This window comes from Thermosynechococcus sp. QKsg1, from assembly GCF_031586415.1.
Taxonomy (GTDB): domain Bacteria; phylum Cyanobacteriota; class Cyanobacteriia; order Thermosynechococcales; family Thermosynechococcaceae; genus Thermosynechococcus.
The window spans coordinates 1,700,802-1,715,724 of sequence record NZ_CP134200.1 but is presented as its reverse complement, the minus strand read 5'-3'; the positions used below and the strand labels follow the sequence as shown (position 1 = coordinate 1,715,724).

Annotated in this window: 10 protein-coding genes; 6 read left to right on the top strand and 4 right to left on the bottom strand. The window is 54.1% G+C overall.

Annotation, left to right across the window (positions count from 1 at the left end):
- Positions 1–18 precede the first annotated feature (18 nt).
- From gcvP to RHP47_RS08465, 4 genes are all read left to right on the top strand, one after another.
- The gene (gcvP, locus tag RHP47_RS08480) at positions 19–2,889 is read left to right on the top strand and encodes an aminomethyl-transferring glycine dehydrogenase (RefSeq protein WP_310840230.1); all 2,871 of its coding nucleotides are present in this window, start codon (positions 19–21) and stop codon (positions 2,887–2,889) included.
- A 96-nt stretch (positions 2,890–2,985) separates the two neighbouring features.
- Positions 2,986–4,437, top strand: a complete 1,452-nt coding sequence (locus RHP47_RS08475; RefSeq protein ID WP_286625347.1) for a cytochrome ubiquinol oxidase subunit I — start codon at positions 2,986–2,988, stop codon at positions 4,435–4,437.
- An 11-nt stretch (positions 4,438–4,448) separates the two neighbouring features.
- Entirely contained in the window at positions 4,449–5,462 is a 1,014-nt protein-coding gene (cydB, locus tag RHP47_RS08470; RefSeq protein ID WP_149819962.1) for a cytochrome d ubiquinol oxidase subunit II, read from the top strand.
- A gap of 176 nt (positions 5,463–5,638) precedes the next feature.
- Positions 5,639–6,469 carry a Tab2/Atab2 family RNA-binding protein gene (locus RHP47_RS08465; protein ID WP_149819960.1) on the top strand — a complete coding sequence of 277 codons (831 nt, stop codon included), beginning with the start codon at positions 5,639–5,641 and terminating at the stop codon, positions 6,467–6,469.
- Position 6,470: 1 nt separating this feature from the next.
- Here RHP47_RS08465 and RHP47_RS08460 read toward each other — a convergent pair whose 3' ends face one another.
- The 4 genes from RHP47_RS08460 to RHP47_RS08445 form a co-directional block, all read right to left on the bottom strand.
- Positions 6,471–7,961, bottom strand: coding sequence for a hypothetical protein (locus RHP47_RS08460; protein ID WP_310840229.1), 1,491 nt, complete (start codon positions 7,959–7,961; stop codon positions 6,471–6,473).
- A 9-nt stretch (positions 7,962–7,970) separates the two neighbouring features.
- Entirely contained in the window at positions 7,971–9,017 is a 1,047-nt protein-coding gene (locus RHP47_RS08455; RefSeq protein ID WP_286625342.1) for a PstS family phosphate ABC transporter substrate-binding protein, read from the bottom strand.
- An 80-nt stretch (positions 9,018–9,097) separates the two neighbouring features.
- The gene (locus RHP47_RS08450; RefSeq protein ID WP_286625341.1) at positions 9,098–10,462 is read right to left on the bottom strand and encodes a glycosyltransferase family 2 protein; all 1,365 of its coding nucleotides are present in this window, start codon (positions 10,460–10,462) and stop codon (positions 9,098–9,100) included.
- Entirely contained in the window at positions 10,383–11,390 is a 1,008-nt protein-coding gene (locus RHP47_RS08445) for a radical SAM protein (RefSeq protein ID WP_149819954.1), read from the bottom strand. The genes RHP47_RS08450 and RHP47_RS08445 overlap by 80 nt, the downstream gene beginning before the upstream one ends.
- 255 nt (positions 11,391–11,645) lie before the next feature.
- On the opposite strand from RHP47_RS08445, the gene RHP47_RS08440 reads away from it, so the two are divergent.
- Both RHP47_RS08440 and secA read left to right on the top strand, forming a co-directional pair.
- A complete protein-coding gene (locus tag RHP47_RS08440) occupies positions 11,646–11,957 on the top strand; it encodes a Mo-dependent nitrogenase C-terminal domain-containing protein (RefSeq protein ID WP_399381219.1) in 312 nt (103 codons plus the stop codon).
- 66 nt (positions 11,958–12,023) lie between these two features.
- On the top strand, positions 12,024–14,801 hold the full coding sequence (gene secA, locus RHP47_RS08435; protein WP_149819950.1) for a preprotein translocase subunit SecA: 2,778 nt from the start codon (positions 12,024–12,026) through the stop codon (positions 14,799–14,801).
- Positions 14,802–14,923: the final 122 nt, after the last annotated feature.

Below are 14,923 nucleotides of genomic sequence, written 5' to 3'. Positions count from 1 at the left end.
AACACGAGTGCGATAGCGATGGTAAGTTCACTGCCCCAACTGGAGATCAACTTAGAGACCAATGCCGAATTTGTCGCGCGGCACATTGGCATTACGCCCACCGATCTGCCCAAAATGTTGAGCCTGTTGGGGTATGACAGTCTTAATGATCTGATCAATGCCGTTATTCCCCCGGAAATTCGCTTGCAACGCCCTCTCGCTCTGGGTGAAGGTCTCAGTGAAACAGCAGCCCTGCAAAAATTACGCACCCTTACCCAGCAAAACCAAGTTTGGCGCAGCTACATCGGCATGGGCTATTACAACTGCATTACGCCGGCGGTGATTCAACGCAACATTCTGGAAAACCCCGGCTGGTACACCCAGTACACCCCTTACCAAGCGGAAATTGCCCAAGGACGCCTCGAAGCCCTCCTCAACTTTCAAACCCTTGTCAGCGATCTAACGGGCTTGCCCATTGCCAATGCCTCTCTCCTTGATGAGGCGACGGCTGCCGCCGAAGCCATGACGCTGAGCTTGAATGCCTGCCGTCAAAAGGGAGCCAACCGCTTCTTGGTGGCGCAGGATTGCCATCCCCAAACCCTAGCAGTTCTGCGCACCCGTGCCCTGCCCCTTGGCATTGAGATTGTGCCCATTGACCCGATCGCCAGTGAATTGCCTTGGAACAACGCCTTTGGTCTGCTCTTGCAATATCCCGCCAGCGATGGTGCGGTGCGATCGCCCGAAGCCCTGATTGCCGCTGCCCATAAACGGGGACTCTTGGTGACGGTAGCCACCGATTTGCTAGCCTTGACACTGCTGACACCGCCGGGAGAATTGGGGGCGGATATTGCCGTCGGCAGCTCTCAGCGTTTTGGTGTGCCCTTGGGCTATGGGGGGCCCCATGCCGCCTTCTTTGCCACCCGTGAAGAATTTAAGCGACAATTACCCGGACGACTAGTGGGGGTTTCCCACGATGCCTTGGGTCAAAAAGCATTGCGCCTTGCCCTGCAAACCCGTGAGCAGCATATCCGCCGCGAAAAGGCCACCAGTAACATCTGCACTGCCCAAGTTCTCCTCGCAGTTGTTGCCAGTATGTACGCCGTCTATCATGGAGCCGCGGGGCTGCGGCAAATCGCTGAGCGCATCCATCAACGGGCAGTGACCCTAGCAGCAGGCTTAGCAGCAGCGGGCTATCCACTCTACCATTCTGAGTTTTTTGACACCCTACGCATTGGCTTGGGGAACCTGCCAGTACAGGTGCTCAAGGAGCGGGCAGCAGCGGCGCAAATCAACCTGCGTTACTTTGACGATGGCAGTGTCGGCATCAGTTTGGATGAGACCACCACCGAAAAAGATGGGGCGGATTTACTGGCGCTCTTTGGCACAAGTCCTGTGGCAGTTGCCGCGGGCGATCGCCTGCCGCCAACCCTGAAACGCCAATCTGCTTACCTGCAGCACCCCGTCTTTCAGGACTACCACAGCGAACACGCCCTGCTGCGCTACATTCACCGCCTTCAGGCCAAGGATCTCTCCCTCACCACCTCGATGATTCCCCTTGGCTCCTGCACCATGAAGCTCAATGCCACTGCGGAAATGCTGCCCATCAGTTGGCCAGAATTCAATCAACTGCATCCCTTTGCCCCGGCTGAGCAAGCCCAAGGCTATCAGCAGCTGTTCCGTGAGCTAGAGGCAATGCTGGCAGAAATTACCGGCTTTGATGCCATTTCCCTACAACCCAATGCCGGTTCCCAAGGGGAATATGCCGGACTCTTGGTGATTCGCCAATACCACCACAGCCGCGGCGAAAGCCAGCGCAATGTGTGTTTGATTCCCACCTCTGCCCATGGCACCAACCCTGCCAGTGCGGTCATGGCTGGCATGCAGGTGGTGGCAGTCAATTGCGATGCCCAGGGCAATATTGATGTGGCGGATCTGGCGGCCAAGGCGGAAACCTATAGCGATCGCCTAGGGGCCTTGATGATCACCTATCCCTCGACCCACGGCGTCTTTGAAACGGGAATTCGCCAAATTTGTGAGATCATCCATCGCTACGGCGGTCAAGTCTATATGGATGGTGCCAATATGAATGCCCAAGTGGGGCTGTGCCGTCCGGCGGACTTTGGTGCCGATGTCTGCCATCTCAACCTCCACAAAACCTTTTGTATTCCCCACGGCGGCGGTGGGCCGGGGGTGGGACCCATCGGGGTCAAGGCGCATTTAGCCCCCTTCTTGCCAACCACACAGCTGATTCCCCAAGGATCGGAAATTGGCCCGGTGACTGCCGCCCCTTGGGGCAGTGCCAGTATTTTGCCGATTTCGTGGATGTACATTACCCTGATGGGGGGGGTGGGGTTGACACGCGCCACCGCAATTGCCATCCTCAATGCTAACTACATTGCCAAACGCCTTGAACCCTACTACCCGGTTCTCTACAAAGGTGCCCACGGTTTGGTGGCCCACGAGTGCATTCTTGATCTGCGTCCGCTGAAAAAATCCGCGGGAATTGAGGTGGAAGATATTGCCAAGCGGCTGATGGACTATGGCTTCCATGCCCCCACCATTTCTTGGCCGGTGCCGGGCACGCTGATGATTGAACCCACTGAAAGTGAAACCAAGGCGGAATTGGATCGCTTTTGTGAGGCGATGATTGCCATTCGCGCCGAAATTGCTGAAATTGAGGCCGGCGTCAGCGATCGCCAGCAAAATCCCCTGAAAAATGCCCCCCATCCCGCCCTGATGCTGGCCACAGAGCCATGGCCTTACCCCTATTCACGGCAAGTGGCCGCCTACCCCGCCCCTTGGCTGCGGGAGTACAAATTCTGGCCAGCGGTAGCCCGCATTGACAATGCCTATGGCGATCGCCACCTCGTGTGTAGCTGCTCAATGCCCATGACCCCGCCAGACTCTTAAGCAAAGCTGAAATTTTTGCAGCGGTTCGCCATTCTCCTTGTCACCGCTCAAAGGGGGTTGCTAAAAGTAAGGCAGATCAACCCCTAGGGTGGTGTTATGACCTTGGCTAGTCTCGATACCGTTGTTCTCTCCCGTTGGCAATTTGCCCTCACAGCCATTTTCCATATGCTCTGGCCCGTCCTCACCACGGGGATGAGCATTTATCTCGTGGTCATTGAGGGACTGTGGCTAAAAACCAAAAACCTGACCTACTATCACCATGCTCGCTTTTGGTCAAAGCTGTATATCCTCAACTTCGGGATTGGCGTGGCTTCCGGGTTACCCATGGCCTTTCAATTTGGCCTCAACTGGGCACCCTTCTCAGAAGCAGTGGGGGATTTCTTCGGTACCGTCTTGGGGTTTGAGGGCACCATGGCCTTCATGCTGGAAGCCAGCTTCTTGGGCATTATGATTTTTGGCTGGCAACGGGTACCGCCAGTGATGCATTGGATTTCGACCATCTGTGTCGCCTTTGGTGCCAATCTCTCCACCTTCTGGATTCTCTCGGCCAACTCATGGCTGCAAACCCCTGCGGGGGGCGTCTTTGTCGAGGGTAAGTTCCGCGTTCAAGACTACTTCCAAGCCATTGCCAACCCCTTCATGGTCAAGAGTTTTTTCCACATGTTCTTTGCCACCCTAGAAACCTCGCTGTTTGTTATTGGCGGCATTAGTGCTTGGTATCTACTGCAAAATCGCCTGCCCAATTTCTTCACGAAATCCCTGAAGGTGGTTTTGGTGATGGCCTTGGTGATTGCCCCCCTACAGGTGTTTGTCGGTCACCTCAGTGCTGAGCAGGTCTATCACTACCAACCCGCCAAATTAGCCGCCATGGAAGCCCTGTGGGAAACGGTACCAGCGGGTACACCTGCGGACTGGAGTGTGATTGCCTTACCCAATGAGGCCGCCCAAGCAAATAGCTTGGAAGTGAAAATTCCCGGCCTGCTGAGCTACCTACTGGAGTTGAAACCGCAGTTAGACACACCGATCTTGGGCTTGAAGGAGTGGAACGCTAGCGATCGCCCCCATTTGATTGGCCTGATTTACTATTCCTTTCGCCTGATGGTGGCCATTGGTCTGTACCTCGCGGCTCTCGTGATCCTCACTGTTTTTGTCTGGTGGCGCACTGGCCTCGAGGGCGATCGCCTGCGCAATTACCAGTGGCTCTGGTGGGGCTGGATCTTTGCAGGACCCTTGGGATACCTTGCCGTCGAAGCCGGTTGGATTGTCCGCTGTGTCGGGCGTCAACCGTGGATTGTCTATGGCCAGTTGCGGACAGCAGAAGCGGCCTCCAATTTACCGCCCCAAGTGGTGCTTTTTTCCCTTAGTGGCTTGGTTGCCCTGTACACCATTTTCTTCTTTGCGGCTCTTTTCTTTGGCAGTCGCATCATCCAAAAAGGCCCCAATGTTGCCTTGCCGGTGCCGGGGCTGCACAATGCTGAACAACTGGAAATCCGCATCAAACTAGCAGAGCACCAACCGGATCGCCGTCCCCTAGAAACTCAACAATAAGGGAGTACACCATGGAACCGAATCCCCTTGCACCCTTGGAGCACTTTTTGCCGCAGGTATGGTTTTTTATCCTAGGGTTGTTCCTCTTTCTCTACATTCTCCTAGATGGTTTTGACCTAGGCATTGGCATTCTCTCCCTCACCAGTAGCGATGAACGGCGCCGCAATATCCTCATGACCAGCCTTGGCAATGTTTGGGATGCCAATGAGACGTGGTTGGTGCTGATGGGTGGGTCGCTCTTTGGTGCTTTTCCCTTGGCCTATGCCACCATCCTCAATGCCCTTTACCTACCCGCAGTGATTATGGTGGTGGGGCTAATTTTGCGGGCAGTGTCCTTTGAGTTTCGCGAGAATGCCAATAATAAACGGGTGTGGAACCTTGCCTTTGGCATTGGCAGTTTTTTGGCTGCCTTGGGGCAGGGCTTTGCGGTGGGCACTGTTTTTGAGGGCATCAAAGTAGATGCTGCGGGTCACTTTGCGGGCGGCATGTGGGATTGGCTGACGTGGCACTCGGTGTTGGTGGCACTGACGCTGATTCAGGGCTATGTGCTGATTGGGTCAACCTATCTGATTTACAAAACCACAGGTGAGTTGCAGCAAACCCACTACCGCACGGCCACGATTGCAGCTTGGACAACGTTTATCGGTGCTGTGTTGATTACCATTAGCGCCCCCATTTTCCATGAGCACCTGCGTGCCCAACTGTTTCAGCCACCGTTATTCTACATTTTTGCCGCGATTCCCATTTTGGGGGTGTTGCTGATTTTTCTATTGCTGCGTAGTTTACAAAAGCGTGAAGAAGTCATGCCCTTGGTGTGGACGTTTTTACTGTTTCTCCTGTCATTTATTGGCTTGGGCTTTGTGATTTTTCCGAACATCATTCCCCCCAGCGTCACCATATACGAAGCTTCAGCCTCTCCCAGTGCCCAAGTCTTTATGCTGATTTTCGTCGCTTTCTTAATCCCGATTATGCTGGCTTATAACCTCTATAATTACCTCGTCTTTCGTGGCAAAGTTGTGGCCTAGGTATAGAAGGAATTCAGGCCTAAAACACCCTAGCCGAGGAGGCAAAACAAGGCACAATAGCAACAGATAGCCTTTTTCTCTCGCTTGAGGACGCATCAACAGAATTAGCGGCAAGCTGAGCGGCTTTCAATGGTTGTGAAAAGGCTGTTAACTTCCTTTGCTGCTCATTTCCGTCCATGTCCTGTTGGCAAGTTGACCTTTACCGTCGGCCTTTGCGTACCCCCAGTGGCCTTGATCTGTGGGAACTCGTGATTTGTGACCCTGAGGAAAATTTTTACTACACGGCTTTTTGCCCAGAACCCCTCGTGAGCAGTTCATGGCTGGCCACAGAGTTCAAAAGTTGCGGGCAGCCCCTACCGCAGCGGGTACAGGTTTTTCGTCCCCAGAGTTTAGGCCTCGTGGAAGTGGTTTGCCAAGAACTCAACCTTCCCCTCGAAGCCACCCGCCGCACCCCGGCTCTAAAGCACTACCTGTGCCAACGTGCTCAGGCGTATCCCAGTCTAAAAACCTACACCGGTGAAGCCTACGATCCATTGGCCATTGAGCAGCCGCCGCCATTGCCCCTGCCCGAGGATATTTGGGGAGATTCTTGGCAGTTTGCAGCAATTACTCCCCCCGACTTGGCACAACTGATGCAATATCCGCTGCGGATTCTGGCCTTTGAAATGGCAATGTTGCCAGAGGCTTTGGGCTTGGCTCCCGATACGTTGATTCCGGGAATTATTCTCTATGGCGGTCGCAAGTCCCTGAAGCTGGCGCGGTGGTTCCAAGAGCAACTGCCCTATCGCTTAGAGTTTGTGCCGGGGCGACCCTGTGGGGTGGTGTTGCACAGCGGCTTGCGCGATCGCTGGGTCTTTTTGACGTTTGACAATGCTGAGATTTCCCAAGCGGGAGAACTCTTTCGCGATCGCCTGCGCGCCACTCAGGGTCTGCACTTTCTCCTCATCCAACCGACTCCCAATGACACCACCTACACGGCTCTCTGGCTGCTCCAACCCCTTGAATAGCCTAAGGTTTGAGCCGTCCCTGTTCTAAGCTTTCCTGCAGGGCACGGGTTTCATCCAAAACCGTTTCAATGCCTTCAAGGTGGGTCTGCCGCACAAAATTAATTTTGATTTCCTCTAGCCACACCACCAGCAGATCTTGAATCACCTTGCCCACCTGTTCCTCTTGGAGTTCGGCGCTGAGGGTTTGGCCAAATTTTTGCGCCAGTTGACTCACCAGTAATGCCCCTTCGCGGGGTGGATTGCCTTGGTTTTTGCTCGCTTGCTCCAATAGCAGAAAGAGGCGATCGCTAATCTCCTTGGCAAGGGATTGGTGCCAGTGGCGGGGTAAGGCCTCAAGGGATGGAATTTCCAATAACCGCCGATAGGGGGGCGCTTGCCGCAGCACTTGATCGACACTGTAGGCCACTAAGCCTTCCACTTCTGGTCGCAGTTGGGGGATCACGCGGTAAATCACCACCTGCCCAACCAAGGCTGCCAGTTCCCCCAGTTCATCAATGTCATTGAGCGTCTTGCTCCCTTGGCCGCCAGAGACACGCGGTAGCCAGCGACTCAATTGGCCGCGACGGATTGCTTTTTGCAGTTGGGTGAGGACTTGCAGGACAACCACTTCCGAAATATCGGTGGCGATCGCTGCCACTAAGCCCTGAGAGGCCTGCCGTTCAAGACTATCAAGGCAAATAATATCCGCTTGATCAAGGCGAATCGTGACCGGGATAATCCGTAGCCACGCCCAAGTGGGTGCCAGCCACCAAAAGGGGAAAAAGAGCAGCACATCGTACCAGCGCCAGAACATAGCATCCCGCCAGCGGGCACCGCGATATTGGCGACTCAGCCAAAACGTGCGTCCCAAGAATTCCACAAAGAAGAGGAGATTAAAGGGAATATCAATGGCATCAAAGTGGTCAATAAAATCCCCATCTTCACCGTAGCGGCGCCAATAATTGGTAGCCATCAGGGGAATGATCTGCGCCTCAAACCAAGCAAGGTTGGTCTGCCAGTCCCGCTCATTGATGTACTCGTCACTCCAAAAACGCTCAAAGGACTGTTTAGAGGAGGCATTGCGATCGCCAAAGACCCGCAGCCGCATCAGGTTCTTGATCCGCTCAAGGGTGCCAGTCTTATTGGCAAGGGCAAAGGGGTTAGTATCCACCATGGTTTTGCTCTGCTTGCGCAACTCAGCCAAGAGTGCTTGAGTAGCTGGCGCATCGACCCCTTCAGCGGCAATGGTTTGCCGGAGTTGGTTGACCGTGTTGATGTACTGCTGGGTTGCCCGGTGGGGTTCGATTCCCTTAATGGGGTCATAGAGAGGGGTAATCGGCAAAGGCTGGGGCAGATAAATCACCCGCTGAATCAGGGGAATGCGGACTTTTCCCAAAAGCCAGAAGTCCCGTAGGGGAATATAGGTGAGATCAAAGAGCACCAACAGAAAATTGGCGCTGGCAATGGCCACCATGATCCGCTCATAGGTTCGATTCAATGGTTTATCAAACATCTGGCTCCCCTAGCGCAAGCGGACATAGCCGGCTTTTTCAATTGTGGCTTGACCCTGATCCGTTAATAACAGGGCTGCATAGGCACGACCGGCTTGGGCATCCGGGCTATTGTCATCCTTGGCAATGACAAACAGGCGACGGGTAATGGGGTAACTGCCCTCCTGAAAGGCACGATAGTTCAATGTATTCCGCCGCTGTGGACATTGGGCAGAATCCACATAGGGTTCCTGATAGGGAGGAACGTACTGATTGGGCTGCCGCCCCAAAGGCAAGGGTCGCACACTGCACTGACCAACAATTTCCGGTGCCGAGGCATAGTAAATGCCGCCGGAGGTTGCCCCCACCCGCCGTAGGGCATCTGTGGTATCCCGCACCATCACCACCTTGGGACTGAATGGCTGGTTCCCCAAGACATCTTGGACGAAAAACTCTACCGTTCCGCCATCTTCCAGCCGCCGTGAAAAGGGAGTAATGGCTAGATTCGGACCGCCCACTTGGCTCCAGTTCGTCAGTTTGCCCGTGTAAATATCAACCACTTGTTGCACAGTGAGACCGGGAATCTGGAGGTTGGGATTGACAGCGATCGCGATGCCATCGATCGCCACCGGTAGTTCCAGCAATTTTATCCCTTGGCTCTGCGCCTGCTGCCGCTCCTGCTCATTGAGGGGGCGGGAAGACTGGGCAAAGGCCAGTTGATTATTCATTAACATGCGAATGCCACTGCCCGATCCGGGGGTGCCGGTGGGGGGATTGGTGTAGCGCAGGCGAAAATTGGGCCAAGCTAACTGAATCAGGGGATCGACATCGCGGCGAATCGGTGCCCACGTCGTACTGCCCCCGTATTGAAACGTACCACTGGGAACATTGCTGACATCGCTGAAATTCGCAGCCGCCATCTCTGGCGTACTCTGGGGTACCCCCAAGTTTTCAGTCACCTGTTCAAGGGGATTTTGATTGCCCAGTAACCGAATCACGAGCACCGCCCCCACCCCCAATAGACCACAGGTGAGGACAAGAGACACCAGCAAAGGCAGCAGGTTGCTATTGCGAGACATGGCAGAACCAGTCAAAACTCTGCCCCTAGCCTAGCTCAAGGTTGTCCCCGCACGGATCTTTTTTTGGCCAATGTTTAGGTTTAGATGCCGTGGTGCACGGTTTTTACCCACTTGAGACGCTTGGCGCGTACGGCCATACGCAGTGTTGTTGTACTCACCACAGGCAACCAATGGAGCATGTAGAGGGTACCCCGCAAACTCTGCCAAAATAGTTGCCAAATCCCCAGCGACTGCGTTTGAGGAATCCCTCGCAGCATCCCCACCATTGAAAGCGTAAAGCTCAGTGTCGTCAGGGGTACTAGCATCGGGCTGCGGTGACGCAGTAGAGCCATCAGCAGGTCGGGAATTGTGGCCGTGGGAATGGCGTATTTGATCAAAAACCAGCAGAGCACATCCCAGCTTTTTTGCCAGCCAAGGCGATTGCGCAGCAAGGGTTGCCAGTAGTCGAGATAGCTTTGGTAGCCGCCCTCGCCCCAGCGATTGCGTTGGTGCCACAGTGCCACGAGTGTGGTCACGCCTTCTTCCTGTACCGCTGGATTCATCAGCACGTCAATCTGCCAACCGTGGAGATGCAGCTTCAGACTGAGATCCAGATCGTCAGTAATGGTTTCTTCATTCCAGCCACCACAGCGCTCTAGAGCTTGCCGCCGCACAAATTGGCCATTGCCCCGCAGTTCGCCCATACCGCCACAGGCCACCCGCTGCTGTTGATAGTAGGCATCGAGGATCATTTCTGCCGCTTGGCCTTGGGTCAGCAAATTGATGTCGGCATTACTAATTGCTTTGCGCACTTGCACCGCGCCAACACTGGCCACCTGAAAGCGGTTGACCACCTGTTGCAGTAGATCTTGGGGTACGGTGGCATCGGCATCAAAGACGCCAATAATTTCTCCCCGTGTCAAGGGCAGGACTTGATTGAGGGCACCGGACTTACCCCCGCCCGCCCCCGGCAGCCGCCGCAGCACTTTGAGGTGAGGATATTGCTTTTGTAGTTCACTCAAAATATCGGGGGTGCGATCGCTACTGTTGTCATCAATAATCCACACCTCGTAGTGGGGATAATCCAAGCGGCAAAGGTTTTTGACGAGGCGACCAATCACCGCCTCTTCATTTTTCGCCGCTACCACCAAAGACACCATTGGCTGCACACTTTCTGTGGCCTCTAATGCAGGTAGCGTTTGCGGCTTAGCTCGCCAGTAGCGCAGTGTTTGCAAGCTCATGAGCAGCGTTAGGGCATAGATCAGCCAAATGCCACCCACAATCAGATGCAGGGCGATCGTGCTCCCCCAAATCAGAGAGAGCGCTAGGAAAGCCTTGCGACGGCGACCCTCAGAACGCGGTTGTAATGGAGGACTCTCTGGGGCATCAACCCACTCCGACAGGAGTTCGTCGAGGGGATCGGCTTCGTTGTAGAAACTGTTTTCGGGCCAGGAATTCTCCGGCATAGGTCACCTGATTGAGAAACCAGTACTTATCCACTCCCTTAAAGAAGCTGGGAATGAGATAACACCACACTGTGCAGCCTTCGCAGACGGAGAGTCGGCCTTGGGAGCGGCGATACTCCTCTACCACCTCGGAGGACTTGTACAGCTCGTACAGGCGACCATTGATGGGGACTCCCTTCTGCGCAAAGTGGTAGCACGGTAGCAGCAACTCATCATTGGGGGAAATGGCAATGACTGCATCCACCGCCTTGCAACGGGGATTTTGGGTATTGTTTCCCCCCGCACGGATGAGGGCTAATGCTGCCTTATTGTAACCAACATTGTTATACTTCTTCGCATTTTGTTCAATGTGGTCGGCAATTTCAGGGGTGGGGTTCTTCTTGTCGTTGTAGTTTTCATGGGCGGTAAAAGCGGGATTCAACCAAACCCGTACCCCTAGACTTTGGGCAAATTCGGCCACCTCACCAATCCGTTCATAATTTTGGGCAGTGACGGTGTGATTCAGCACTGGATATTCACCAAGCTCAAGGGCAATTTTGACGGACTCCACCAACGTGTCAAAAATTTTCACGCCCCGCGACTGATCATGGGTGGCCGCATCAGGCCCATCGAGGGAGAAGTTCAAGAAATCCACCAAGCCCTGAATTTCCCTAGCACGGCGGGGATAGAGAATCGTATTTGTCGTCATGCTAGTCATGAAGCCGAGACGCTTGGCTTCCCGGTAGATGGCTGGGGCATCGGCACGCAGCAGCGGTTCACCCCCCGTAAAGTCCACATATTTGACCCCCAAACGTTTCAAATCGCGCAGATTGGTTTGGATGGCGCTAAAATCAGCTTCTTTGCCCGGTTCCAGTGCCCAAATGTCGCAAAAGTGGCAGCGGGCGTTACAGCGGTAGGTCAGGTAGTAGTTAGCAACCAGTGGACGCATTGAGTCTCTTCCTTAACGAATTCAAGCAAGGCCAAGATGAATAAAGCAGTCAATGAGTTTATGCAAGCAATTGAAAAATTTCTAGACAAAACTTCATCAGAGTTTGAGTTGCTGAACAGTTTAGCACTCTGCTGAGCTGAGGAATGGAGATCTATCCCTGAAGCGGCTGCAAGTTTAGCAATGCTTATTATTGATAAAGATTTTTTATATTAAAAGCGTATTACTATTTGCCTAGATTATCTTTACCGTGAGGGTATGCGCAATTGTGAGGATAGCCCCATGAATCAACGCCTTGCCCAACGCACGCCTACTTCTTTAACGACCAAAATCCGTCAGTGGCTAATGACTTATCCGATCACAACGCCAGCGATCGCCCACCGCATTTGCCGCCTTATTCCAGCCCAATGTCCCTTTGTCCGCACCCTCTCCCTCTTTGGTCGGCCAGTCATCAGCATTCCCCCTCTGTGTAAACTCAATCCCTTTTATGAAGAAGTCGTGATGCTGCGGTTTCGTGCCCTCACCGACCTCAGCGATGTCTGCCAAGAGGACATCAGCCAATACGTCTAGGCAGCGAGGAACTTGCAGTTGCTATACGATTAAAATGTATAGCTTTGTATCCATGGTGCCCGTCGCATGCTGAAAGCCCTATTTGGCGATCCCAATCAGCGCAAGGTTAAAAAGTATCAACCCCTTGTGGTCGAGATCAACCTGCTGGAGGAGCAAATTCAGCCCCTAAGCGATAGTGAGCTACAGGCGAAAACGGCTGAGTTTCGGCAGCGACTCGACAATGGCGAGACCCTCGATGATTTACTGCCCGAGGCTTTTGCCGTGGTGCGCGAAGCTTCACGACGGGTACTGGGGATGCGCCACTTTGATGTCCAGCTCATCGGTGGCATGATTCTCCACGATGGCCAGATTGCCGAAATGAAAACGGGGGAAGGAAAAACCCTCGTGGCCACGCTGCCGGCCTACCTGAATGCCCTGACGGGGAAAGGGGTGCACATTGTTACGGTCAACGACTATCTGGCACGGCGGGATGCGGAATGGATGGGACAGGTGCATCGCTTTTTGGGTCTGACGGTCGGGCTGATTCAGCAGCACATGGCTCCCCAAGAGCGGCAGAAAAGCTATGCCTGCGATATCACCTATGCCACCAACAGCGAAATTGGCTTTGACTACCTGCGGGACAATATGGCTACGTCCATGGCTGAGGTGGTGCAGCGTCCCTTCAACTACTGCATCATTGACGAGGTGGATTCGGTACTGATTGACGAAGCCCGCACGCCCCTGATTATTTCAGGTCAAGTGGAGCGTCCCACCGAGAAGTACCTCAAGGCGGCTGAAGTTGCCCGCCTCCTGAAAAAGGACGAGCACTACGAGGTGGATGAAAAGGCTCGTAATGTCCTCATGACCGATGAGGGGTTTATCGAAGCTGAAAAACTATTGGGGGTAAGCGATCTCTATGACCCCCAAGACCCTTGGGCACACTATATCTTTAATGCCATCAAGGCCAAGGAACTCTTTCAGCGGGATGTGAACTACATCGTCCGCAATGGTGAAGTGGTGATTGTAGATGAATTCACGGGACGAGTCATGGTGGGTCGCCGCTGGAGTGATGGCCTGCATCAGGCGATCGAAGCCAAAGAAGGCCTCGACATTCAAAATGAGTCCCAAACCCTCGCCACAATTACCTACCAAAATCTCTTTTTGCTCTATCCCAAGTTGGCGGGGATGACGGGGACAGCCAAGACCGAAGAGGCAGAATTCGAGAAAATCTACAAGCTAGAAGTGACGGTGGTGCCCACCAATCGCCCCAGTCAGCGGCGGGACTTTCCCGATGTGGTCTATAAAACCGAGCGGGGTAAATGGCTGGCCGTGGCCTCTGAATGTGCCGAGATTCACGCTACGGGTCGCCCCGTGCTCGTGGGTACCACCAGTGTTGAAAAGTCGGAGCTACTGTCGCAACTGCTGCGGGAGTTGGAAATTCCCCATAACCTGCTGAATGCCAAACCTGAAAATGTGGAGCGAGAGTCGGAGATCATTGCCCAAGCCGGCCGCAAGGGCGCAGTGACGATCTCAACCAACATGGCAGGCCGAGGCACCGACATTATCCTAGGGGGGAATGCCGACTATATGGCACGCCTCAAGGTGCGGGAATACTTTATGCCTCGCATTGTCATGCCCCCCAGTGACGACCCGATGATGCTATTGGGGCTGAAAATGGATCGCGGCGGTGGCCAAGGCTTTAGTCAGGCGGCGCAGAAAAACTGGAAAGCCTCACCGGGACTCTTCCCCTGCGAAATTAGTCAGGATGCGGAAAAGCTGCTGCGCCATGCGGTGGATGTGGCGGTCAAGACCTATGGTGAGCGCAGTCTGCCGGAGTTGCAGGCGGAGGATATGCTGGCGATCGCCTCGGAGAAAGCACCGACCCAAGACCCTGTGATTCAAGCCCTGCGGGATGCCTTTAACCGTATCCGGGAAGAATATGAGGTGGTCACCAAGAAAGAACATGAAGAAGTGGTGGCTCTCGGTGGTTTGCACGTGATTGGGACAGAACGCCATGAATCGCGGCGGATTGATAACCAGTTGCGGGGACGGGCAGGACGCCAAGGCGACCCCGGATCCACGCGCTTTTTCCTGAGCTTGGAGGATAACCTGCTGCGCATCTTCGGGGGCGATCGCGTCGCCAGTATCATGAATGCCCTGCGCGTTGACGAGGATATGCCCATTGAGTCGGGACTCCTTACCCGCAGCTTGGAAAATGCCCAGCGCAAGGTGGAAACCTACTACTATGACATCCGTAAGCAGGTCTTTGAATACGACGAGGTGATGAATAACCAGCGGCGTGCCATCTATGCTGAGCGGCGGCGAGTGCTGGAAGGGGAAGACCTCAAGGATCGGGTGCTGGAGTACGCCGAAAAAACCATGGACGACATCATTGCCGCCTATGTCAATCCCGATCTGCCGCCAGAGGAATGGGATTTAGAGGGCTTGGTGGCCAAAGTACAGGAATTTGTCTATTTGCTGTCGGATCTACGCCCTGAGCATCTGGCTCATCTCAGCGTACCGGAGATGCAGGCCTTTTTGCATGAGCAAGTGCGCACCGCCTACGAGCAAAAAGAAGCAGAAATTGAGCGCATTCAAACGGGTCTGATGCGACAAGCGGAGCGGTTCTTTATCCTACAACAGATTGACCTGCTGTGGCGGGAGCACCTACAACAAATGGATGCCCTGCGCGAGTCGGTCGGCCTACGGGGCTATGGCCAAGAGGATCCCTTGGTGGAGTACAAACGGGAGGGCTACGAATTGTTCTTGGACATGATGGTGATGATTCGCCGCAATGTCGTGTATTCTCTCTTCCAGTTCCAGCCCCAAGTGGCACCGGCATCCTCGTCCTCAGATCAGGCCTAGCTTCGTTTTCTCAGATCACCGTCTTTGGCTTGGAGCAATCTTTAACGCTGCGGGGTCAACTATACTGACGTAGTTTCAGTATGGATGTGCAGGGTTAAGTGTGGTTTCAAGGTCTGTTTGTT

Excerpts from the sequence above, each read along its gene's own strand:
- RHP47_RS08465 (WP_149819960.1), top strand. The coding sequence starts at position 5,639 with ATGTCCTGTTGGCAAGTTGACCTTTACCGTCGGCCTTTGCGTACCCCC.
- RHP47_RS08450 (WP_286625341.1), bottom strand. The coding sequence starts at position 10,462 with ATGCCGGAGAATTCCTGGCCCGAAAACAGTTTCTACAACGAAGCCGAT.
- secA (WP_149819950.1), top strand. The coding sequence starts at position 12,024 with ATGCTGAAAGCCCTATTTGGCGATCCCAATCAGCGCAAGGTTAAAAAG.
- gcvP (WP_310840230.1), top strand. The coding sequence starts at position 19 with ATGGTAAGTTCACTGCCCCAACTGGAGATCAACTTAGAGACCAATGCC.
- RHP47_RS08475 (WP_286625347.1), top strand. The coding sequence starts at position 2,986 with ATGACCTTGGCTAGTCTCGATACCGTTGTTCTCTCCCGTTGGCAATTT.
- cydB (WP_149819962.1), top strand. The coding sequence starts at position 4,449 with ATGGAACCGAATCCCCTTGCACCCTTGGAGCACTTTTTGCCGCAGGTA.
- RHP47_RS08445 (WP_149819954.1), bottom strand. The coding sequence starts at position 11,390 with ATGCGTCCACTGGTTGCTAACTACTACCTGACCTACCGCTGTAACGCC.
- RHP47_RS08460 (WP_310840229.1), bottom strand. The coding sequence starts at position 7,961 with ATGTTTGATAAACCATTGAATCGAACCTATGAGCGGATCATGGTGGCC.
- RHP47_RS08455 (WP_286625342.1), bottom strand. The coding sequence starts at position 9,017 with ATGTCTCGCAATAGCAACCTGCTGCCTTTGCTGGTGTCTCTTGTCCTC.
- RHP47_RS08440 (WP_399381219.1), top strand. The coding sequence starts at position 11,646 with ATGCGCAATTGTGAGGATAGCCCCATGAATCAACGCCTTGCCCAACGC.